Source organism: Sphingobacterium pedocola, assembly GCF_015209965.1.
Taxonomy (GTDB): Bacteria; Bacteroidota; Bacteroidia; order Sphingobacteriales; family Sphingobacteriaceae; genus Sphingobacterium; species Sphingobacterium pedocola.
On sequence record NZ_MU158689.1, the window covers coordinates 1,358,404 to 1,381,050 of the forward strand.

Sequence of the window (22,647 nt, forward strand, 5' to 3'; positions counted from 1 at the left end):
GAAAGGAGAAAACGTATGGAGGACTACCTACACCGCTTATACCTGACACTCAAGCGCATGCACGAACTGATGGAAAACATCAGCAGTAATACGGACCTGATGGCGGACAAAAAGGACCAGGGGATTTTACTACGCGACGATGTGATCAAGTATCTACGCATTAGCGAGCGTACTTACAAGCGCTATGTCAATCAGGGAAAACTGACGCCGCACCGTATAGGCAACATTGATACCTATCGAAAAGAAGACATTGAGCCGCTGTACAACGACCGTAAACGTCGGGGCCATATCTAGCACCTTTGCCTTTTTCAGACGGCATCGGCGTCAATCTTGATGCACCAAGACAACAACTTGGTGCATCAAATTAAGAAGAGGGCTGCAAGAGTTTCAAACTTGATGCATCAAGATCCAGCCCGGCTGCGTCCAAATTGAAACTTGATGCACCAAGTTTCAGACAGGCGTGCACAAGTTTCAAACTTTATGCATTAACATGCAAAGATGATGCGTCCAAACCCAAACTTCCCCCATCAAGTTTTCATCCAGTTAATCCCTCCTTCGCACTTGATGCCTTAAGATGCCAACTTTCCCCATCCTACGTCATACTTATGTATGCCTCCTTCAGACTTGGTGCATCAAAAATGGCCGATCCTGCTCCGACCGGTTATCAACTGGCCTCATATAGGCCAATTCGGGTCATCTTGGGGCCAATTCGGGCCAACTGTCTTAATACGACTATCACCTATAGTAGGTTTGTTTCAAGATCAGCGGGAAGCGCGCTTCGCTGATCCATGGTTTTACAATTTAAATGAGCACTCTTATGGTGACAACACACAGAGCCCTGAATGGCTTTAAAAGCATGAAAGATGACGAACTCGTCATCACGGTACAGACCATCCTCCGAGCGATGGATGGAAACACACACTTTGCCACGCCCAGTCCGGCCCTTGAAGATGTACAGACGCAGCTGGACGATTTTACAGCTAAGCTTGCCGCAGTACGCAAACGCGGTGCGCCGGAAGACACGGCCTTGAAAAATGAAAGCCGTGTGATTCTGGTCGACATTATGGCCAAGCTATCGTATTACGTTAACCTTACGGCCAACGGTGTACTATCCGTATTGCTTAGTTCCGGCTTTCCGACCAATCCGATGCCTACTTCCGCACAACCACCGGTAAAGGTAACTGGTGTACGGTTAATGGATACGAATCAATCCGGACAGGTGCGCCTGCAGTTTCAGATGCAGAAGAAGGTACGCATCTACGAGTATCGGTATGCGAAGACCGCGGAACCCGATAATTGGTCGGAGCGTAACAGTACAACCGATTCGCGGATTACGATTATCGCGCCTTTGGAACCTGGCGTCCGCTACATTTTTGAGGTGCGGGCGGTCAATCAACACGGCGCCGGTGACTGGAGCGACGGCGCATCCATTATCGTAAGATAGTTTATGCATTCGAGGTGCCTCGGCACCCTGTTGGTTTTATCATTTTTTATTTCCGCCGGGCACCTCGTTTTTTTAACCCTTTAACTTTACACAACATGAACACATTTAAACAAAGCGCTTCTTTTACCGCCATGCCGGCCGGAAGCCTTACCCTCCTATCTAAGCTGTCGCTTTATCTCATTTGGCTTCTCACTTTCTTTATCATGGCAGATAGCATCGTCAAATTGGTCGATCCTTCAGCAGCGGTACTCGATATTGGTATTCTCTCGATGCTCCTCTTCGGTCTCATCTGTGGCATAGCCGCCATTTTCTGTAGCCTTTGGTTGCAGGAGCTGCTCTGGCAACCGTTTAAGACCATCCGTCAAAACCTAAGTACACATCTTAATAAACTTTCATCATGGCAACAATGTATCCTTTATTTCTCGGTTTTCTTTTTATTGCTCTATGCCGCGCTCTGGGCCCTGGCCATTGTGATATAAATCAAAAGCACGTCTTTGCGAGGAGCACCGCGACGCGGCAATCTGTGCTTTTGCCCCAAAGATTGCTTCTTCATTGCATTCATCGCAATGACGTGGTAAATAAAGTCGTACACGATGTACAGGTCATCCCGACGAGTAATAGATTTCCGTCTTTGGAGGCCAGGGGGAATATCATTAACATTGCCGCTGCCGAACTTGGCGTTCAGGAAGCAACAGGTCATAACGACGGAGAGCGTGTGGAAACATACCTCCGCTACACCCATCTGGGCAAAGGATACGAATGGTGCGCGGCTTTTGTGAGCTGGTGCTACGGACAGGCAAACTTGTCGCAACCTCGCAACCCCTGGAGCCCAGCGTTATTTCCGCATGGCCGTACGTATTGGAAGAAAGGGAAATTTGCAGATCCGCAAGTTCGCGGGTTTGCAATTGCAGATATATTCGGCATCTATAGCAATACGGTCAAGCGGATAAACCACGTTGGCCTGGTCAAGCAGCAGCAAGGCGATTATATTGTAAGCATTGAAGGCAATAGCCATAACCGGGTCGAATCCCGACGCCGGCATCTCCGCACCATCTATGCCCTATCAAACTGGATTGATGAACCGTCGGCGAGTATCCGTCCATAACGAAAGAGAACATGCTAAAAATACTATTCCTCATCCCCTTGCTCTTCTACAGTTGTAATCTGTATCGAGAACGGCAGACAACTATGCAGCAGGAACAATCCCGTCGAGAAGAGCAAGCGCTGCACTATGAAGGTTATCGCACCGCTATGCGCGATAGTAGCCAGCGTCGTTGGACCTTTTGGACCGATGGCTGGTTATATTATCATCCGGATTCGGGACTTTTAGCCCAAGGTGGACAACTGGAGCTTCGTGAGTCTGATGTCCGGAACTGGCAATCGGAAGGCAATATGCTTCAGCATGCGCAGAGCAGTCAAGAGACAACTACACTCCAACAAGACGAACAGGTTGAATTAAAGCACAAAAGCAGTCCCAGTTTTTGGCTTTACGTGATTCTTGCATTCGTCGTTATTTTAGGGTTCAGCTTCAAGCGCTGAACCCAACTTTAACCAACATTATCCCAACTATTACCAGCATTTTCCCAACTATTACCGGCTTTTAGACTGCTTTTCCTTGTACCTTTAGTCTACATACGAAGTAGACTTCGTCAACATATTTAAATACCATTAAATAACCCACTATGAAGAAAAGTTTCCATTTACAGCTCCACGAGTATTTTAATTCCGTAGAAAGCCTCGGCGCGCTACAACTCGAACCTACCCTCCTGATGCAACATGCGGAAGCCAGCTATTGGAAGACGGGTAACGACGAGGCAATCCTCCAGGAATTTGACGGGCAGCGCGGCTTCCTCTACCACCTTGATGTTAGCCTCGAAGCGTCTCGCATGATTCCACTTGAAATCGACCGGAGCGATCTGCATATCCTCTACGTATTATCCAGCGATGGGACCCTCTTTCTATACGATACAACTGCCGAACCCCTTACCGACATCGCTTGCGAGCGGGCGCGTTACCTTTATCTGCCACCAGATGATTACGCGATAGAACTCCCCAAGGGCCGGTCGCAGATCTTCGGGCTTTATTTTAGTGGGCGGATATTTCGGCAGGGCAACGAGCGACCCTACGATTTTCTTAAGCCCTTGATTAGCGCCTACCGCGATAAAGCAACGGAACCACAATGCAGTATCGATTTTAGAGTCGGCCCGCAGACGAAGCTGCAGATCGAGATCATTTGTAGGGAACTACGCGCAAAGCAGCTCAATAACGAAGCTTTTATCTACGCTAAGCTGATCCAACTGATCGAACTCTCCTTGGAAAAAGTTGGGCAGGAGCAAACCAAAGAGCAGCATGATAAGCGCATTGCCGTAAATGCCCGAAACCTGCTGGCGCTGTATATTGAAGATGAAGGGCAGTCTGCCAGCTTGAAAAGATTGGAAGCCGATTTGAAGCTCGATTCGGATACCATAAGCCGATCTTACAAGCGGCATTTTGGAACGACGTTAAGCGACCTACGAGAAGAACTGCTACTGGAAAAAGCAAAAGAATATCTCCGCGCGGGGCATACCGCTACACAGACGGCCTACTCCTTGAACTATAGTTCTCTTGATGCATTCGCCCGTTTCTTTAAAAAACATGCCGGCATGAGTGTTAGTGAATATGTACGGCGATTGCGAACGGGAGAAGAATAATTTCATTTAGCGTCCAAAAATTGTTATTTTAGAGCATGTTATTTATTTAAACCGCTCTATAATTATGAAAAGCATTCTAACCCTAATATTGACTTTCATCTCGATATACTGCCATGCCCAGCAAAACGATAAATTCAATTTAGGTTTTGAAGAAAAAAAAGCAAATGCTGCCTTAGCAACAGGTTGGTTTAAATGGGGGACTTATAATCTATCCGTCGATTCGCTTAATCATTCGGGCAATCTCGCTGCAAAGATCACTTCTGATGAAGCGGGTAGTAGCTTCGGAAGTATTGCGTACAGCATTCCAGCCAATTACAGTGGCAAAACGATCAAGCTCGAAGGATACATAAAAATAAAAGACGTTGAAGGCTTTGCCGGGTTGTTGCTCCGTATTGATGGCGATGGCAAATCACTCGTTTTTGATAACATGCAGAATCAACAGGTAAAAGGCACCAAAGATTGGCAAAAATACAGCGTCACGCTCGATTATCCGGAAGATGGAGAACTTATCCTTGTAGCGGGTATGCTATCCGGAAAAGGGGAAGCTTGGTTTGATGACTTTGTGGTCACGATCGATGGTCAAGACATACAGACACTACAAGAGATTGAAAAACAATTACCAAAGCCCCAAACAGACAAGGAGTTTGATAACGGATCTACTATAAATCTATCCAAATTATCACCAAAGCAACTGGATAATTTAGAGCTATTGGGTAGAATCTGGGGCTTCTTAAAATATCATCATCCTGAGATTGCCAAAGGAAACTACAATTGGGATTATGAACTGTTCCGTTTTCTACCGAAGTATATTGATGCAAATATAGACACGCAACGAGATGATCTTTTGGTGAGTTGGATCTATTCTTTAGGCGAGGTAAAAGCATGCCAACCTTGTCTGGAAGCTCCTTCCGAAACTCGTTTAAAGCCTGATTTTTCGTGGATCGAACGTCAGCATGACAAATTAAGAACGGCACTACTACATGTCTATATTAACCGTACAGGTGACGAACACTATTATATTGGCATGGCAGCAGGAGTTGGAAACCCGCTGTTTAAAAACGAACAAGCCTATGCAAAAATGTCATACCCCGACGACGGTTTCAGGCTGCTCTCTCTTTACCGCTATTGGAATATGATCAACTATTTCTTTCCTTATAAATATTTAACAGACAAGAATTGGGATACGACGTTAAAGGAATACTTACCCGTTTTTATACAGGCAAAAGACGAATTAGCTTACGAACTTGCTGTACTCCAAATCATAGCCGAGGTTAACGATACACATGCCAATCTAGGTCAAGGGGCCAATAAAATCGCAGCATGGAAAGGTATTAATTACCCCACATTCCAGACCCGTTTTATAGAAGATAAACTTACGGTAACCTACCTTTACTATCCCGACCTGAAAGAAAGCACCGGACTTGTCGTCGGTGATGTAATCCATAGTATCGACGGGAAAAAAATTGGAGATATCATTACCGAGCGTTCACGCTATTACCCTGCATCCAACAAACCGGCACAGTTGCGTAATATGGCATATGATCTGTTGCGATCCGATAAGGAATCCATAGAGATCGAATTTACTTCCGCTAATGGCGCAAAGCAAACGAAGGTATTGACGCTCTATCCCGGTGATAGCCTCCGTACCTACACGCGGATCAACCCAAAACCGCCTGAATCTTTTAAAATGCTCGACGATAATATCGGGTACATCACCTTACAGACGATAAAGTCAGAAGACATTACACATATCAAGAAGGATTTTGGTCAGGCAAAAGGCATCATCATAGATATCAGGAACTATCCTGCCACATTCGTTCCATTTACGTTAGGCTCTTATTTCATTTCAGGAAGCAGCCCCTTTGTGAAGTTCACTACGGGAAGTCTGGATCATCCTGGCTTTTTTACGCTTTCTGATAATCTAAAAATAACCAACAAGCAAAAGCATTACAAAGGACCTGTCGTCGTCCTTGTCAACGAGTTAAGCATCAGCCAATCCGAATATACGGCTATGGCCTTTAGGGCTGGTACAAATACGACCATCATGGGAAGTACAACGGCGGGAGCCGACGGAAATGTTTCGGAAATATGGCTTCCCGGTGGCCTCCGTACTGCAATTTCGGGAGTAGGTATTTATTATCCTGATGGCACGGAAACACAGCGGGTGGGTATCGTTCCCGACATCGAAGTTAAACCGACTATCGAGGGCATACGAAATGGAAAAGACGAATTACTCGAACAAGCGATAGAATATATAAAGCGCAAATAATAGCATTACCTTTGCAGCATGACGGATGAACTACGGATATTGCAACAAATCTTATTCGAGCCGCTTGGCCTAAGCGTTAACGCCCTTGAAGCCGATCAGGAAGCTGAAGAATACAGCGGCTTCAACTTCCGGCTTGATCGCTTGTCTGTTAAATACCGTAAGGCTAAAATCACACCGAAGAAAGTCGGACAGTTTGTTACGCTCTGGAAAAGAGGTGCAGATGGGCAAACCCAACCCTTTCAACTTGATGATCCTTTTGATTGCTACATTATAGCTGTTCGGCAGGATGATCAATTGGGTGTATTTATTTTCCCAAAGGCGGCACTCGCCGATAAGCAGATCCTCAGCAGTGCACACAAAGAAGGCAAGCGCGGCTTCCGCCTCTACCCTGCTTGGGATGCGCCGACAAATCGCCAAGCCCTGGCTAGCCAGAGATGGCAATGTCAATACTTTTACGAAATAACCCATATGGACGATACACTACTGGAAAAGATCAGCGCCCATTTGAAATTAGAAGCACATTAATTATCTTCGCTTATCGTACATGACAAAAATAGTTTTTCGTCTTTGCGAGGAGGAGACACGACGACGAAGCAATCTTTAGACACGAAACACGCAGAATGGTTTTTATCCATCCCGATTGGTCGAGACAAAGCAATGGAAGTTAAAAAAAAACGAGTTTGCGAGCTCACGAAATATTAATACACATATGAAAGTTTTATCATATTGCATAGCTGCACTATTTATCATTGGCTGCACGTCGAAGGAACAAGGCATCAATACACTGAGCTCCGCCCAGCAGCGCGAGGGCTGGAAGCTTTTGTTCGACGGGAAAAGCCTAAATGGCTGGCACCTATACAACCTAGGTGACACCTCATCAAAATGGACCGTTAAAGATGGGGAGCTTATCTGCGACCCTCGAAAACCCGACGGTGTATTTGCTGATCTCGTTTCCGATAGCAGCTATCGTGATTTCGAATTACTATTTGACTGGAAAGTAGCAAAGGGCGGCAATAGCGGTGTATTCATCAATGTCGAAGAAGATGCGAAGTATGCCGCAACATTTGCAACAGGACTTGAAATGCAACTGCTGGACAATGCGCATGCCGAAGAACGGCACAAAAAAGATTCTACCCATTGGGCGGGTTGTCTGTACGGTGTGGATTGTAAGGCTGCAGATTCTAACCCCATGCAGTACAATAGCTGGAACCGGAGTAGGATAAAACAGCAAGACGGGATCGTGAGCTTTTGGCTCAACGACAAGCTCACCTTTACGTCGGACATCAACAGCGCAACATTTAGACAGCAAGTGGCGGATAGCCATATGAAAGCCTATCCCGATTTTGCGACCTACAGTAATGGTAAGATTGCCTTACAAAACCATACCGACTCCATTGCATTTCGTAATATTTTTATAAAGCCATTGTAACCCTCGGCGAACCACAAAATTATCTTACTTTTCGAAACCTGTCGGGTCAAGAAATCGGAACCTGTCGGTTCTGCTTATTAGATGTGCTATACCTTTGTTTTAGACAATCGGTACTAATTAAGTAACCGTATCTAGAAACAAAGATATAGACACTATGAAAAGTAAATTGAGACATATCGCCTTCTACATCATCGCTATCTTCCTGATGCTGTTTTGGATCTATATTGCTTTTAACCATCTGTGGCACTTACAGGATTTTTATGCTTCTTTGGGAAACCAACCTTTTCCTGATCAGTGGGCAAAATACTTATATTGGTTAATTCCTGCGGTTGAAGTGTTGATCTTCACGTTAATATTTCTTTCCCTTTATCCCGAAGGTCAGCGAGCGATGTCCATACCGGAAGGACATTGGATAAACCGTCTAGGCTATCTGATTTCCGCTGCGCTGCTATCCATATTTAGTATTTACATCGGCTTGGGGATACACGGCGTATATGGCGAATTACCCTGTGGCTGCGCTTCGGTATTTGGAGATATCGAGTGGAGCTCACATCTAATCATCAACATGATGCTGATCGGGTTGAGCATTGCGGGTTGGTACCTCAAAAGACGCACACACGGACCAGGTTCATTTATGCGCTATAAGCGGGCTGTGCAACTTTTCAGCGCCTACATCGTATGCCCCGGTTTCTTTCTACATAATGTTTATTTTATTTTACCGCGTCGGTTTCCGCGCAAGTTTGCCCTATTCCCCGGGCAGGCCGGTACGTGATAAACCTAAATTCAGAACCGGCGCGTCGCGCCGTAGCCGTCTACTCCTCCTGTCATAACCAATGCAGGATACAGGAAAAGATTGATCCTGTCCCTAGAGGGATGAGAGCGTAGCTAGAACCACGACCGAGGGATGTGAGCTCCTCCATACGTCAAATAAATGGGAGATCTAGTAAACAAATAAAATTTTACTAAGATGGGAATCTTAAAAAAACACAGTATGTTGTTCGTTGCAGCAACAGCTATAATCGGTTTATCGTCATTCGAAATGGCGAAAGAGGCAAGACAAACACCCTATTACTGGTTTCAGTATGACGCATCGGGTACAAATCTTATTCCTCAAAGTTCTGCACCTAGCCCTTCGGCAAACAGTCCATTTGGCTGTGAAGGCGGTGATCAGAACTGTGCTAAAGCTTTTACAAGCTTTAACATGACATCTCCTAGCAACTATGAGCCAGGCACGGAAGCGATCGTAGACGGTCAACCAGTCCTAGAGCATCGGGAGAGTAATTAATTGATGGCTCATAAGTAAAGGAAGGGAGGCCCAGTTGCCTCCCTTTCTATTTATTCGATACGAAGCACATCGACATATCGCTCTTCCAATTGCATACTAAAACCAAGTTCTCCGAGCCTCCTTAATATGCCCTCATAACCTTCAGAACGGTCAAGAACAAAGCCTAGATTACTTACTTCAAACGATGGATTCGCGAAGACTACCAGAGGTTGATCGACAAAGTTGTTATTCAAAAAGTTTATAAGAGCCGATCCCGTATTTATGGACACCCGGTTTTCTAACTTGATTAATGCATAGTCCGGCGGATCGAATGCTTTAGGGATATCTTTTATCTCCAGACAAACTTGCCTCTCAGGCTGCACAAATGCTCGTATCCCAAAAGTCAGCTCGACCGTCTTCAGAGCTAAAGCTTTAAGATCTTTCATGTTAATGGTGTCATGCCCTGTAGCGAATACGCAGTGTAGCTGTGTTTCCCTAAATTCGGTTTTTGCGCTAAAATCTTTAATATTTCTCAAGCTATCCATTGTGAGGTATCGCCGTGCGACATCCGTACTCATTCTGATTCTACGGTTTTTCATATCATTTCCCAAGTTCTGCAAAAAGACATTCTCACTATGGCTATACAAAGATTTTATGATATCGAGTAGTGTACTATTGAGTATTGTTAACTTATTGTTAGCCAATGGCCCATCTTCTTGAAGCAAACTGGATGTAGAAAGATATTTGTTGTATGGAGTGATGCGTAGCGAAAAAACATCCTTTGCTTCCTGTGTCGTCGTCGGAACAGTCGACAAATTGTCCTTGAAGCGGTCCGCTCGTACTGTAGCCACACGGTCTAAAAACGTCAGGTCCCCGCTTGAGACCATCTGGATCATCGTGGCCTCAACCGCCTCACCAGCGGTCTGTGCAAGAAACTCGCCTTGCCGATTAATCCAGATAGCCTTCGGGAAACCTTTTATAGCAAAAAGTCGAGTTAGCACGGTATCCGCATAAATCGTCGGAAGCCGCATCTCGTAGTTGCCGCCCTTTTGTCTATTGTACATCTCTCTTGTATGCTGGAGATTATCTGCAGTCACGGGCAAAATTATAATATCATTTGCGAACCTGTTCTGCAGATCGTATAGTTTGGGCATCTGCTGTATACAAGAAACACAAAAGCGGTTCCAAAAGTCGAGAATTACAATTTTCCCTTTGTAAGCATCCATCGAGATGATCCCCGTATCTCCAGAAGGATAAAATACGTTGTGTGACTGGGCATAGGGATCATTATCATGTCTTAAAATCCCCTGAGCTCCCACTTCCGATCCCGACAGGACGAGTAATATTAATATAAGTAATCGGTTCATAAACATACTTTTTAAGGATAAATATTCGGATTTAGATTCAAAACAGGGTCAGGAATGGGATATACATAGCGTAGATCGTTAGGCTGGATTTCGAAGAGTTCCCCGTTAACCATCCTTCTCAGTGTCGTAGCGCGATCCGATTCGAGATTGATCCGTTTGAGATCCGGCCACCGAAGTCCCCTCCAGACCAGTTGCTTTCTACGTTCTTCCAATATAACATCAATAAGTGCATCGCGATCCATCTCCCCGTAAGGCACAAAAGTCGACACACCAGAGATAACTCTCCATCTTTTTCCTATCAGGGTATTCAGATCTGCAAGTGCCTGTTCTATCATGCCCATGCGGGCGTAGGACTCTGCCCGATTCAGGTATAGCTCATCGTTGGCCAATCCTGCAAAGAAATACGTCGTACCATCATAATTTCCATAAAAACGGTAGCCATCCGTTGGATTCTGCGACTTATAAAACAGTGCCTTCCGGAGGTCATTGTTATCATATGATCGATAGAAGGTGGTATCCATGCGGTAATGTGACGTCAAAAAAATCATATTGCAATTGAAGATAACTTCAGCATTGAACCGTGGGAATGGATAATTTGTTGTTGTCGAATACATATTGTAATCCAAGAGATCGTCGTTTACGTTCAGCGAGAGATCTGCATAGTAATTACTTTGTTCATAGTCCGACATCCAGAGATAGATCCTAGAAAGCAGCGCCCAACAAGCCCGCTTTGAGGGCCGTGTTTTGTATTGCGTTTCCATCGGCAGTAAGTTGGCCGCTTCCTTTAAGTCCTCCAGTATCCGGTTATATGTTTGTTTTACGGTAGATAGCGTAAGTTTTTCATTTACATCGGCACTCATCCGCAAGGGAATGCCTTTTAACAGATCTGCAGTAGCCTGATCGTACGCGGGAACAAAAAGACTCGACAACATCGAGAACGCATGTGCTCTATGAAATAGCGCCGCTCCTTTGATCCCATCCCATTGATCTCCGTTCGAAGCATCACGTGGCAACCCATTTAATCCTTCCAAAACAAGGTTACAGTTCAGTACTGCGAGGTAGGGTCTATTCCAGTCGCGTATTTCGAGACCGGCGTAAGGCGTTTCCTGCCAGGTATAAATACCGCGCAGCTGCTCGTCAATATTGTTTATATATCTGGTGTCGGGAATCCATACATTATCCGTCCCCAACTCCAACATTCCCGGGTAGAGCTGCAGAGATGTACCTGCTCCGTTCATCGCTCCGTCGCTGTCCATCAACGCCTGATAATGATCTAAAGTACGCGGTTCGGCCATAGATTCATTCGGCTTTACGTCTAGAAAGTCTGTTTTACTGCAACATAGCAGCAACGGAAGCATTAACAAAATTGCGATCCGTATTCTTATTTTTCTAAGTGATTGCATAGCTATTATAGTGTAAAGTTTAAACCAAATGACCATTGCATGCCGTCACGCAAGCGTTGGTTAAAGTAGGGATCGATTCCATCCTTATTGCGAAGCCATACTAAAGGCATGTTCTGCAGAAACATAAACGCATTTAGCTGTTTGACATAGTTGCGGATTAAGCCGTTCAACGGAACATCGTAATTTAAACGTACATTTTCCAATCGGATATGCTCGCCGCGCAATACATTGACCGACCCATATTGATATAGTGATTCCCGGTAGGAATTGAACGGATAGACCATTGATGGAACGTTTGTATATTCCTCATCACCCGGCTTTTGCCATCGATCAGCGTACTCGCCATGGCCGGACCAGGAAGAAAAGAGGTTGGCATAGCTGAGCGCTGGTCTCCTGAAATAGTATCCTGTCTTATAACTGATCATAAAAGAGAGCTCCAGTCCCCTATATGAAAATCTGTTGTGCAGCGAGCCGTATGCAGTAGGCTGTGCAGAACCATGGAAGACCATATCTTCCAGCGCTGTATTTGTATATACATTGACATAATCATTACTTTCCTCCCCTTCATACATAAGTAAAGGACTACCGTGAGTCGGATCCAATCCTTTCCATGGAAAACTGTATAACCCAAATACCGGGTTACCGACCACCGGTGACACCGAATTGCCGCTACGTACAACATATGTATTTCCTTTGGGACTAACTGGCATAAAATACGCGGTGACCCTTGGATTGGAATATCCACCTATTAATGAAGCTGTCCATTTCCATTTTTGATCAACAAGTATCGCATTCAGTCGAAGGTCGACCCCTTTGGCCCGCATCTCCGCGACGTTTCCGAAGAAACTGCTCCTACCGAGTGTTGGATCCATTGGAGACGTGCCCATCAAATCCTTAGATAGCTTATCGAAGTATTCTACTGAGCCCGATAGCCTATTGTTGGATATGGCAAAGTCCAGTGCCACATTCAATGTGTTCACCTTCTCCCATCGTAACATAGCGTTGGGCAACATATCCAATGATGCTGAAGGAAGCGGCGTAGTATATGAATTGTTGAACAGTGTAATAACGGCCAGCGCCGAAGCATTACGTGAGATATTGCCCGCCTGACCGTAAGTGGCCCGTAGCGAAAGCGAGGGTAGCCAAGACAGTTTATAGAATGGTTCTTCCGATAATTTCCATCGTAGACCTGAAGACCATAGCGGAGTACCTTTTTCGTTGGTATTTACGCCGAAGAGATTGGCTTCATCTTTACGGGCGCTAAAGGTCGCGATATAGCGATCCTTAAAACTGTACGAGCCGTTAAAGTACATGGACAGAAAATTATCGGTGTATTTACCCACAGACTTATTGTTCACAATCTGTTGCTTCATAAATTCATTATTGTACAGCACGTACTCCGTTTTATAGTCGATGATCGGATTGATCCCGTAAAACTCCTCGCTATACCCGTATCGCCTGTCGGTATTTTCTGTCGTCACGCTGTTGCGGATTTCCCATCCCCCCATCAACGATATATCGTGACTGCTTGCCCACCGCTTGGTCCAATCAGCCTGTGCCCTGCCCTGATGCACGCGACGGCGAGCTCCATTGGTATCCCAAATACCGTTTTGCGGTACCGGATAACTGAGCTGTGCATTGGCGTCTTTCTGCGCAAAAGAATTGGAATACGACCGTGCATAATACGAATCGGGCTTGAAAATCGTTCCATTTTCAGTAATCTGATCTTCAAATTGATAGCGTACGCTCAGGTTCAACCCCTTTATCGGTGTAGCGATGATACCCGTATTTAACAGGAGATCTCCTACCCTGTTTTCCGTTCGCTGCCGATCAATCTCTTCAATTGGATTGTACGACCAGTCGAGTCCGATGGCCTGCATATCCCGCACATATTGCTCATTGTTATCTAGGTATAGGTAAGCCGGGTCGCCATTATTATCCCTTAGCCGTGCATAGGGATAGGCCTGCTTACCCCCGCCATTTGCGAAGGGAGCCGTACCGCCCAAACGGAAGCCGGCATTGTTGCCAAAGAACTGTAGCGAGTTGGTATAGGCCAGTGCATTGCTGATCCGAATATTTTTGAAGACCTCCGATTCTAGGTTGACCCGCAGATTCAGTCTTCTGTCGCCGTTCCCTACTAAATTGCCTCGGTTCTGGTCGTAGCCAGTAGAAAAAAGATAGCTAGATCGCTCTGTTTTCTGCCCGATCTGCAGTGCATACTGCTGGCGGCTCCCTGTTTGATAAAGGTCACGTAGGATATCCTGCCGTACATCATAGCCTTTGAACCGATCTATTTCCCGCTCGACTTCATCAGCAGATAGTATCCCATCACGCTGTTTACGCAACAGCTCCACCACCGGTGTGAACGGCGGATGACCATAGTTCCACTCGTGGTACTGCTCGTCATTAGCGTAGTGATCCTTTTCAAAGAGCCAACGCTCCAGTTCGATATAATCGGCACTCGATATCTGTGAGAAGGTACTGTAGCTCGGTTTTTCCGATAGGCCTGTGATGGCATTGAAGGAAATCGATGGTGTGCCCGTTTTGCCCCGTTTGGTTGTGATGACGATTACTCCGTTTCCGGCCCGCGCACCCCAGATGGATGCGGCAGCAGCATCCTTCAATACGCTTACATTTTCAATTTCGTTGGGGTTGATATTGGCCAGATCGCCATCGTATGGAAAGCCGTCTAACACGATCAGCGGCTGCACCTCCGCAAATATGCTTGAGCGGCCACGGATCAGGAACTTGTCGGGTGCATTGTCATTACGGTCGAGCAATAGGCCTGGTACCTGATGCTCCAACCTATCGATGATATTGCCACTGATGGTCTGATTGAGCCGTTTGTTGTCTACAAACTCAAAACTACCTGTTGCACGTTCTTTCGGAATGGTCTGATATCCTGTACTCACCACCTCTACTTCATCGATCTGATTTTCAGACGGGACAAGTTCTATTTCCAATAAAGTAGTTGTTTCATCATAAGCGATACTTTGTGGCGCAAATCCGATATGTTTTATATGTACCGTACCCTTGATAGCTGACACGCGCAAACTGAATGTACCTTCTTTGTCGGTACTGGTCTTCTCCCCATTCTCGGTATATACCGATACGCCTTCTAACATCTGCCCGTCGGCAGCCGAGCGTATTTCCCCTCCGAGAATACGACCCGACTGCGCCTGGGCATCACTAAACAACACAACAAACCAGACCATGAGCAGCGAGAACAATGTTCTACTGCTGTTATAATTTCCTTTATAGATAGCCTTGAAAGGCCGATAAGATTTCGATAAATCAACTTTTACCTGCTCACTTCTTCCGCTCTCGACGTCATCGCGATGAGCACAGCGAAGAAGCGATCTTTTTATATATTTATTAAGGTTATCCGCAAGGCCTCGCCATAGCGCATACCTCTCCCCTTTGCGTAATTTTCGCATTCTTTTAATTGCTTAATGCAAAGGTTGCCAGTACTATGCCACCTAACCCCTATCTCCTTCTACCTAAATCCTACCCAACCTTTGCAGATTAAAAAATAAAATTATTTTACTTTCCGAATGCGCTTGCAAACTTTTCATAACAGGTTTCAACGGTTCTTTGTTACGCCATTCACGGAAATATGGAAAATACCGATCTTCTAATTATTGAAAAACAACAAAATGTTTTTTCAAATCATTTGCTGTTAAGGAAAAAATACCCTATTTTTATTTCGGTAAAAATTTATAATAGAAAACTGATTCCAAAAACCTCTGCAAACGATTAGTTACAGATAATATAGAAAGATCGGTAAACAGGCAATAGCGGGACTAGGAGAAGCAATATTATGCTGTATTGACTGGTAATACCCCTTGCGTTTGCGGGCATTACGTGCTCCTATCCCCTGTTACCTGTGTTTTTATTGACTTAATCAGGCAGGCGCGCGAATTAAGTTCTTTAACAGAAGTTTACGGGAAAACCGTCGGCAACGATCGTTGATCGAGGCTGGATGGTTTTGCTTGGATGTTTTTAATCGTATCATCATAATTTAAAATTTATGTGAACGATGTAACCCAGAAGCTAGGAAGGAAAACAAATTGGTAAAATACCAATAGGGCGAACCTCAAAGCTTTTGAACACGGTACGACCAAGAACCCATAATCCAAAGGATTATGTCCACAAAAGACTAACATGAAGTCCGCCCTATTAGACTATATCACGAAGATATAAAAATCTAATAGAAATGGCGAACTCACGGTCATCTCATGTGGAATTTGGTCGTTTTCGTTCATGAGCAACACCGTTACGGTAAAGACTATGTCTCTATTCCGTTTCGCTATCAATTAAACAAAAATAGAATAAATATGTGATATATGGAAATATATCAACCATAAATCTGCAAAAGAATTCAATTATGCTAACTCCAATAGGTGAATACCTAAATAAATTAAACGCCAACAAATCGAAAATAGCCACTGCTGCTAAAATAAAGGGGCCCCGGATGAATGATTTGTGCAACGATGAAACAGCTAAACCATATGCCGATGAATTTTTCCCGCTATTGTATTTAGCCAATTTTTATGCAGGCATTCCCAATAGTAAGTTTGATGAAGCTGTCTCAGAGATTTTTCCGAATCGAAAGAAAGGACTTCTCATTGAGCAGTTCAAGAATTTATCTCCAAGCGCAAGACTGTTTCTAACATATACTCAATCTAAACAACAATTGGAAAAAAGTATCGGAATGCCGAAAAACAAAATATCTAAGTTCAAAAATCCAAAGACAAATAGAGCTACAGCGTTAGAGGTAATCAACTTTTGCGATGGGATGAATTTTGATCTTTTAGCAACTTATGAAAATACATTTGGAAAGATCACAGTATGAAATATCAATTAATCTGTTTTCTCCTCTTTATACCACTCTTCTGTATTTCGCAAAACATTGAGGGGCGGGTTATACGTATCGCGGACGGAGATACAATCACTTTACTGGATTCAACAAATACACAAGTACGAATAAGATTGTACGGTATAGATTGTCCTGAGAACGGACAAGATTTCGCAAACATAGCAAAACGATTCACTTCAGACTTATGTTTCTCTAAGATTGTCACAGTAGAGGTAAAGGATATTGATAGATACGGACGGACAGTATTATTGTTACCTGATTGCGGTTCGTAACCGATTAACGGACAGTATTAATATTAAATTTTGTTATGCAATATATCCTTGATAATGTAATTAAAATACTAGGTGATACTGAAAAACCGTTAAGCGCCAGAGAGATCAAGGATAAACTGGTATCCGAAGACATTTCTAGACCGCGCAAGACAGATAAAGCGATTACAACAAATCAAATTCGAAGAGCTATTAGAGATGATAACGGAAAAAAGATAGAAACGATGGGCCCCTCTCCCTTTACATTTAAATTAAAGAGAAATTTTCAAAACCTCTGGGTTCTAAAAACGGTACATGAAGATAATAAAGCTTCTCAGACTGTCGATAGTTACGAAGATAGCCTATCAGAATACTACAATTATGATAACCTAGTTCCGAATTCTAAGCAAATCGTCGGAGGTGATCTAGCCATACTCATAGACAAAGAAAAAATACTCGGTTTCGCTCGAATTGATAGTGTAGAAGCTTCCAAAGGAAAAAAGACGGTACGTCGTTGCCCTGAATGCCCAAGCACAACCATTGATAAAAGAAAGACTAAAAAGCCAGCATATCGATGCAATAAAGGTCATGAATTCGAAATCCCTGTTGAGGAAATCAAAGCTGTTACCAAATACCGAGCTAATTTCAACTCATATTTTTCTATCGAAAAACTTAACAACGACTTGAAGCAATTACGGCCTTTTTATATAAAAGGATATAATCAAAACATGTCCATGCAACGGCTTGATATTAGCGCACTATCTTTATTCCGAACCATAGAGGAAAAACTGAGTATTGACAAATCTACATATTCGGGCTTAGCTCCTGATCAAGGTTATACCAAAGAGGACGAGGAACCGTACAAAGCAAATAACCAAGATGAACGAGAAATAGCTTTAAGAGCTATAAAACTGCGGAGGGGGCAGCAGGATTTTCGGAAGAAACTGTTAGAGAGATTTGACAATACTTGTGTAATAACCGGGTGCAAAATAATTGATATTCTTGAAGCTGCGCATATTAGACCTTACAAAGGCAAAAATGATAATCATCCGTCTAATGGATTATTGTTACGGGCAGATATACACACGCTTTTTGACCTTAATCTGGTTACTATTGATCCTGAAAAGTTTTTTGTCCACTTTCATCCAAGGGTGAAAAATGAGTATGCACTGTATGATGGTACCATTTTATTTAACGACATATTAAATAAACCTAACAAAGAAGCTTTGGCTTTACATTTCAATATTTTTGAATCAATTATTCTTAAAAACCTGTAACATGGAAAACGAACTAAAGTTAAAATTTGAACCCAATACTATTGAGCATTTAGGTGTGAAAATGTATTCCCACATTCCGCCTGCAATAGCTGAACTTGTAGCTAATTCCTATGATGCTTGCGCGAAATTGGTTCACGTCAAGCTTTACAATAATCCCCAGAAGAGAATAGTAATAGAAGACAATGGGATCGGCATGTCGTTCAATGAGATAAATAACAATTTTCTACGAATCGGAAGGAATAGAAGAAAAGAAAATCAAATTAATAATTGTAATAGAAATCCAACGGGAAAAAAAGGTCTAGGTAAACTCGCCCTATTTGGCTTGGGAAATACTGTCGAAATATCTACGGCACAGGATCACGTCGAAGTATCCTTTACAATGAATTATGATCAAATATTAAATTCTGATGGAGAATACAAACCAACTTTTGAGATAAGAGAAACAGAAAAAGCTTCCGGCACAACAATCACACTCAAAGAACTCAAACATAAATCAACCTTCTCATTAAGTTCTTATAGTTCCAGCTTAGCAAGGTTGTTCAACTTCAGAGCGGATGACTTCGAGCTTCTAATTTCTCTTGACGACAAAGAAACGATCAAAATTGACAATAAACTCAAATATGAAAATATAACTCCCGAATTTGAATGGTCTAAAGAAGATATATTAAAAATATCTAATGAGCCATATGAATACAAAGGAAGTATAAGAGGAAGTATCATAACGACAGAAAAACCGATTAAACCTGAGTTAAGAGGAGTAACCTTATTCGCGAATGGAAGAATGATCAACTCTCCAGAGTTTTTTGGTAAAGCAGAATCCAGTCACTTCTATTCTTATACAACTGGATGGCTAGATGTAGACTTCGTAGACGATTGGCCAGAAGATGTTATTTCAACAAACAGACAATCTATTGATTGGGAAAATGAAAAATCATTGGCATTAAAAAAGTTCCTTCATAATATCTTAACCGCCATCGAAAAGGACTGGAGAAACAAACGATCGGAGAAAAAAGAAAAAAAAGTACAGGAAAATACAGGAATCAATATAGTCAACTGGAAAAAGACTCTCCCAGTTTATATCTCAACGCAGGTTGACACAATAATTAGTAAGATGAATGATTCCGAATTAAGCAGTTCGGATCAAGAGTCTTTACTAAACGCTGTACACAATATTGCTCCAGAATATCCTTTATTACATTGGAGACACTTACACTCAGAAATAAAGTCTGCTGCTAGAATAGATTATGAACGCCAAGATTATTACCGGGCATTTATTGAAGCGGTGAAAAGGTACATCAACAAAGTTCGTGAAAAATCGGGAAGCACAAATCAAACCGATGGAGGAATGATGGGAACAGAATTCGGCCATCAAAAAATTCTTCAGGTAGCAGCTGCCTTCAACAAACCAAATGGTAATAAATTTCATGCAGATACCTACAAGTGTATTGAAGAAGGTCAAAAGTATTTATCCATGGGGATAGTATCTGGAGCTAGAAATCCTATTTCTCATGAAGAAATAGGAGATTTACGTGACTCTGGCCTTTTTTCTGAAAAAGATTGTTTAGATATGCTTAGTTTATTGTCTCATTTGTTCAAGCGGTTGGAGGATGCGCCTAACCCTTAAAAAAAATGTTCCCATCATGCCAGTAAACAAGTTACAAAGCCTTTTATTGCTTGAAGCAAAAAGAATCGAAAATAGTACAAATGCAGATCACCTAACGTCTGTCATCCAAATTATAAAAACCATTGACGACCAATACCAGCTTAATTTTGGATATGAGTCTCTTGATGCTATTCAAAAATTGGCAAAGTACGAATACGGGTGGGGGTATGCCTTTTCATTATTTTATAAAAAGTATGTTGGTGAGCTAAAATCGAAAAACATCTTAAAGAAGAATATCATTGACTGGGCGGATTCAGTAGTTTATCTTGCTGGTGGCATTGAACTTTGTAATCAGGCATTGAATTTCGAAAAGGCTGGTTTGATGAGTATTTCGTTAGAAAATGACAATAGCTTTAGATTTGCCAAATTATTCGAAAATGATCATGAAAAATATGAATTGTTAAGCCTACAATATAACCATTACAAAAAGAACATAAAATTTGAAGGGCGCTTACAACTGGTGGAAAAAGAAACTCCTAAAGTTCGAAACGAGTTAATCAAGTATGTAAGCATGTGTAAAAGAAATGGAATTGTTTACGACTTGCCAACTCGATTATTAGACTTCTACACAGAGTCTGCTTTTTTGCTGGTAAACAACACAGTAACACTGGATGATTTTGAAGAAGATGACAAGTTTGGAGACATCACCTATAAAGATTTTATCGATTTTGTTTATTACGTTCAAAAAATTGGCATCATACATAGAGACTGTTGTGTTGCACTAATTAAGCATAACAGAACAATCCCGATGCGCAAAATTCTAACGCAAATTTTGGAACAAAGGGACATTATAAAGCAATATTGTGTAGAAACAGGCCTTCCTATTCAAAAAGTGAAGCAAATAATCGACTCCTTCACTCTTAGTGAAGACAATATAGATACACATTTAGGCTATCCAAAACCAATCCCTGCTCCCTTTATCAAAATCAAAGGTGATAAATTAATCGTCTCTACTTATGGATGTTTAAAAAATCCAGTGTATTTTTTAAACCGGGAATTAAAGAGAAGATATCCAGAAGACTTCTTTAATGCTGTAAATAATAGAGAAATTAGATTTCGCAATCAGCTGTATGATATATTTAAGCAGGATAATTTTATAAAAATCTACGACAATGTTGTCCTAAAAGCTCCAAATGGTAAAATTCTAACAGACATTGACGCTATCGTATATGACAAAAAATCCAATAGTTTAGGACTTTTTCAATTAAAATGGCAAGACAATTTTACCACGAACATTAAAGAACGACGAAGCAGAATATCAAACCTCATTGCCAAATCAATTGAATGGATTGACAAGGTGGATGGATGGATTAAAACTGAATCTCATAATAATTTATGGGAGTGTAAAACAAACTGTGTCAATGGTTCAATTACCACCCCGCGGGGTGGTAATTGAACCATTTTGCTTATTGCAAATCTAACACCATTCTTCCGGGAAACCAAATAGCTAATTTTTGTGCCGTTGTTCCCCAATTGGCCAGTGGCATCGTCCATTTCTTCTTAATGTTTTTATGTGCTAAATAGATCAGTTTCAATAACGCCATGTCCGAGGTGAAGGCACCTTTGGTTTTAGTGACCTTACGGACTTGGCGATGGAATCCCTCGATCGTATTGGTCGTATAGATTAATTTTCGGATGGATTTGTCGTAACGGAAATAAGTGGTCAAACGTTCCCAGTTACGCCGCCAGGAGTCGATGACCACTGGGTATTTTTCCCCCCATTTGTCCTGAAGTTCATCCATCCGCAGTCCGGCAAGATCCAATGTATCGGCACGGTAGACAGGTTTTAGATCATTCATAAACTCCTTTTGGTCCTTACTAGCCACATACTTGAGGCTGTTACGGATCTGGTGCACTACACAGGTCTGTACTTCGGTATCCGGAAAAACACTCTGTATCGCTTCTGAAAATCCTTTTAGGTTATCGATACAGGCAATTAAGATATCCTCTACGCCCCGGTTCTGTAAATCGGTCAGTACGCTTAGCCAAAAGTTAGCACCCTCATTCTCCGAAACATACATCCCTAACAGATGCTTGTGACCGTTTCGGTCAACGCCAAGAATATTGTATACAGCCCGCGATACAAAACGATGGTCTTCTTTCACCTTGTAGTGCATCGCATCCATCCAGACAATCGTATAAAGGGAATCAAGGCTTCTTGACTGCCATTCCTTGACCTCGGGAATGATCTTATCGGTAATGGAAGAAAGCGTACTGTGACTGATGTCTGTATCGTACATCTCCTTGATGTGGTTCGATATATCCCGCAGGCTCATACCAAGGCCATACATGCCTAAAATCTTCTTCTCCAGGCTCTCGGCTAGAATCGTCTCACGTTTCTTAATGAGCTGGGGTTCGAAGTTAGATCGACGATCACGGGGAGTGTCGATATCGATCGTGCCATCGGAGGTGCGAATCTGCTTGCTGGACTTGCCGTTACGCCGGTTACCGCTGGAGCGCTCAACTTCGTCCATATGGCCCTCCATCTCAGCTTCTAACGCCGCTTCTAAAAACTTCTTCATCAAAGGTGCAAAAGCGCCGTTCTTGCCATAAAGTGATGCTCCGCTGCGTAACTGTTCCAGCGCTTTGTCCTTCATGGACTCAAAATCAAAATCGTTTTCCTTAATACTCATAATTACTATGTCAAAAATAATACTTCTCTTTATTATTCTTGACACAGTTTATTTTACAGTCTCTAACATATTGAAGATTTT

Annotated in this window: 20 protein-coding genes; 16 read left to right on the forward strand and 4 right to left on the reverse strand. The window is 42.9% G+C overall.

All coding sequences use genetic code 11. The features are described from left to right. Positions 1–15 precede the first annotated feature (15 nt). The 11 genes from C4F40_RS05715 to C4F40_RS05765 all read left to right on the forward strand — a co-directional run bounded on the left by C4F40_RS05715 (position 16) and on the right by C4F40_RS05765 (position 9,117). Positions 16–294 (forward strand): helix-turn-helix domain-containing protein, encoded by a 279-nt coding sequence (locus tag C4F40_RS05715; protein ID WP_196938391.1) that lies wholly within the window; start codon positions 16–18, stop codon positions 292–294. A 523-nt stretch (positions 295–817) separates the two neighbouring features. Beyond that, entirely contained in the window at positions 818–1,444 is a 627-nt protein-coding gene (locus C4F40_RS05720) for a fibronectin type III domain-containing protein (protein ID WP_196938392.1), read from the forward strand. Between the two features lie 95 nt (positions 1,445–1,539). Next, positions 1,540–1,923, forward strand: coding sequence for a hypothetical protein (locus C4F40_RS05725; protein WP_196938393.1), 384 nt, complete (start codon positions 1,540–1,542; stop codon positions 1,921–1,923). Positions 1,924–2,015: 92 nt separating this feature from the next. Continuing rightward, positions 2,016–2,549, forward strand: coding sequence for a CHAP domain-containing protein (locus C4F40_RS05730; protein ID WP_231389936.1), 534 nt, complete (start codon positions 2,016–2,018; stop codon positions 2,547–2,549). 38 nt (positions 2,550–2,587) lie between these two features. Continuing rightward, complete coding sequence (locus C4F40_RS05735) at positions 2,588–2,983, forward strand: hypothetical protein (protein ID WP_196938394.1); 396 nt, start codon at positions 2,588–2,590, stop codon at positions 2,981–2,983. 143 nt (positions 2,984–3,126) lie between these two features. Further along, positions 3,127–4,134 (forward strand): AraC family transcriptional regulator, encoded by a 1,008-nt coding sequence (locus tag C4F40_RS05740; RefSeq protein WP_196938395.1) that lies wholly within the window; start codon positions 3,127–3,129, stop codon positions 4,132–4,134. Between the two features lie 64 nt (positions 4,135–4,198). Next, complete coding sequence (locus C4F40_RS05745; protein WP_196938396.1) at positions 4,199–6,403, forward strand: S41 family peptidase; 2,205 nt, start codon at positions 4,199–4,201, stop codon at positions 6,401–6,403. Positions 6,404–6,421: 18 nt separating this feature from the next. After that, complete coding sequence (locus C4F40_RS05750) at positions 6,422–6,928, forward strand: MepB family protein (protein WP_196938397.1); 507 nt, start codon at positions 6,422–6,424, stop codon at positions 6,926–6,928. A gap of 184 nt (positions 6,929–7,112) precedes the next feature. Continuing rightward, positions 7,113–7,832 (forward strand): 3-keto-disaccharide hydrolase, encoded by a 720-nt coding sequence (locus tag C4F40_RS05755; RefSeq protein WP_196938398.1) that lies wholly within the window; start codon positions 7,113–7,115, stop codon positions 7,830–7,832. A 154-nt stretch (positions 7,833–7,986) separates the two neighbouring features. After that, positions 7,987–8,604, forward strand: a complete 618-nt coding sequence (locus C4F40_RS05760; RefSeq protein ID WP_196938399.1) for a MauE/DoxX family redox-associated membrane protein — start codon at positions 7,987–7,989, stop codon at positions 8,602–8,604. 195 nt (positions 8,605–8,799) lie between these two features. Further along, the gene (locus C4F40_RS05765; RefSeq protein ID WP_196938400.1) at positions 8,800–9,117 is read left to right on the forward strand and encodes a hypothetical protein; all 318 of its coding nucleotides are present in this window, start codon (positions 8,800–8,802) and stop codon (positions 9,115–9,117) included. Between the two features lie 50 nt (positions 9,118–9,167). On the opposite strand, the gene C4F40_RS05770 is transcribed toward C4F40_RS05765, so the two are convergent. From C4F40_RS05770 to C4F40_RS05780, 3 genes are read right to left on the reverse strand one after another with little or no spacing between them, the layout of a single operon-like run. Then, positions 9,168–10,463 (reverse strand): TlpA family protein disulfide reductase, encoded by a 1,296-nt coding sequence (locus tag C4F40_RS05770; RefSeq protein WP_196938401.1) that lies wholly within the window; start codon positions 10,461–10,463, stop codon positions 9,168–9,170. 11 nt (positions 10,464–10,474) lie between these two features. After that, complete coding sequence (locus C4F40_RS05775; RefSeq protein WP_196938402.1) at positions 10,475–11,866, reverse strand: RagB/SusD family nutrient uptake outer membrane protein; 1,392 nt, start codon at positions 11,864–11,866, stop codon at positions 10,475–10,477. A gap of 5 nt (positions 11,867–11,871) precedes the next feature. Then, positions 11,872–15,303, reverse strand: a complete 3,432-nt coding sequence (locus C4F40_RS05780) for a SusC/RagA family TonB-linked outer membrane protein (RefSeq protein WP_196938403.1) — start codon at positions 15,301–15,303, stop codon at positions 11,872–11,874. Between the two features lie 950 nt (positions 15,304–16,253). On the opposite strand from C4F40_RS05780, the gene C4F40_RS05785 reads away from it, so the two are divergent. From C4F40_RS05785 to C4F40_RS05805, 5 genes are read left to right on the forward strand one after another with little or no spacing between them, the layout of a single operon-like run. Further along, entirely contained in the window at positions 16,254–16,721 is a 468-nt protein-coding gene (locus tag C4F40_RS05785; protein ID WP_196938404.1) for a hypothetical protein, read from the forward strand. After that, a complete protein-coding gene (locus C4F40_RS21735) occupies positions 16,718–17,017 on the forward strand; it encodes a thermonuclease family protein (RefSeq protein WP_196938405.1) in 300 nt (99 codons plus the stop codon). The genes C4F40_RS05785 and C4F40_RS21735 overlap by 4 nt, the downstream gene beginning before the upstream one ends. A 35-nt stretch (positions 17,018–17,052) precedes the next feature. Beyond that, positions 17,053–18,270 carry an HNH endonuclease gene (locus tag C4F40_RS05795; protein WP_196938406.1) on the forward strand — a complete coding sequence of 406 codons (1,218 nt, stop codon included), beginning with the start codon at positions 17,053–17,055 and terminating at the stop codon, positions 18,268–18,270. Between the two features lies 1 nt (position 18,271). Further along, positions 18,272–19,894 carry a TIGR02391 family protein gene (locus tag C4F40_RS05800; RefSeq protein WP_196938407.1) on the forward strand — a complete coding sequence of 541 codons (1,623 nt, stop codon included), beginning with the start codon at positions 18,272–18,274 and terminating at the stop codon, positions 19,892–19,894. A gap of 16 nt (positions 19,895–19,910) precedes the next feature. Then, positions 19,911–21,329 carry a hypothetical protein gene (locus C4F40_RS05805; protein WP_196938408.1) on the forward strand — a complete coding sequence of 473 codons (1,419 nt, stop codon included), beginning with the start codon at positions 19,911–19,913 and terminating at the stop codon, positions 21,327–21,329. Between the two features lie 10 nt (positions 21,330–21,339). Here C4F40_RS05805 and C4F40_RS05810 read toward each other — a convergent pair whose 3' ends face one another. Next, the gene (locus tag C4F40_RS05810; RefSeq protein ID WP_196937607.1) at positions 21,340–22,566 is read right to left on the reverse strand and encodes an IS256 family transposase; all 1,227 of its coding nucleotides are present in this window, start codon (positions 22,564–22,566) and stop codon (positions 21,340–21,342) included. Positions 22,567–22,647: the final 81 nt, after the last annotated feature.

Bases quoted from the DNA above. Each gene is read 5' to 3' on its own strand.
- C4F40_RS05715 (WP_196938391.1), top strand. From the start codon at position 16: ATGGAGGACTACCTACACCGCTTATACCTGACACTCAAGCGCATGCAC.
- C4F40_RS05720 (WP_196938392.1), top strand. From the start codon at position 818: ATGGTGACAACACACAGAGCCCTGAATGGCTTTAAAAGCATGAAAGAT.
- C4F40_RS05725 (WP_196938393.1), top strand. From the start codon at position 1,540: ATGAACACATTTAAACAAAGCGCTTCTTTTACCGCCATGCCGGCCGGA.
- C4F40_RS05740 (WP_196938395.1), top strand. From the start codon at position 3,127: ATGAAGAAAAGTTTCCATTTACAGCTCCACGAGTATTTTAATTCCGTA.
- C4F40_RS05745 (WP_196938396.1), top strand. From the start codon at position 4,199: ATGAAAAGCATTCTAACCCTAATATTGACTTTCATCTCGATATACTGC.
- C4F40_RS05750 (WP_196938397.1), top strand. From the start codon at position 6,422: ATGACGGATGAACTACGGATATTGCAACAAATCTTATTCGAGCCGCTT.
- C4F40_RS05755 (WP_196938398.1), top strand. From the start codon at position 7,113: ATGAAAGTTTTATCATATTGCATAGCTGCACTATTTATCATTGGCTGC.
- C4F40_RS05760 (WP_196938399.1), top strand. From the start codon at position 7,987: ATGAAAAGTAAATTGAGACATATCGCCTTCTACATCATCGCTATCTTC.
- C4F40_RS05765 (WP_196938400.1), top strand. From the start codon at position 8,800: ATGGGAATCTTAAAAAAACACAGTATGTTGTTCGTTGCAGCAACAGCT.
- C4F40_RS05770 (WP_196938401.1), bottom strand. From the start codon at position 10,463: ATGAACCGATTACTTATATTAATATTACTCGTCCTGTCGGGATCGGAA.
- C4F40_RS05775 (WP_196938402.1), bottom strand. From the start codon at position 11,866: ATGCAATCACTTAGAAAAATAAGAATACGGATCGCAATTTTGTTAATG.
- C4F40_RS05780 (WP_196938403.1), bottom strand. From the start codon at position 15,303: ATGCGAAAATTACGCAAAGGGGAGAGGTATGCGCTATGGCGAGGCCTT.
- C4F40_RS05785 (WP_196938404.1), top strand. From the start codon at position 16,254: ATGCTAACTCCAATAGGTGAATACCTAAATAAATTAAACGCCAACAAA.
- C4F40_RS21735 (WP_196938405.1), top strand. From the start codon at position 16,718: ATGAAATATCAATTAATCTGTTTTCTCCTCTTTATACCACTCTTCTGT.
- C4F40_RS05795 (WP_196938406.1), top strand. From the start codon at position 17,053: ATGCAATATATCCTTGATAATGTAATTAAAATACTAGGTGATACTGAA.
- C4F40_RS05800 (WP_196938407.1), top strand. From the start codon at position 18,272: ATGGAAAACGAACTAAAGTTAAAATTTGAACCCAATACTATTGAGCAT.
- C4F40_RS05805 (WP_196938408.1), top strand. From the start codon at position 19,911: ATGCCAGTAAACAAGTTACAAAGCCTTTTATTGCTTGAAGCAAAAAGA.
- C4F40_RS05810 (WP_196937607.1), bottom strand. From the start codon at position 22,566: ATGAGTATTAAGGAAAACGATTTTGATTTTGAGTCCATGAAGGACAAA.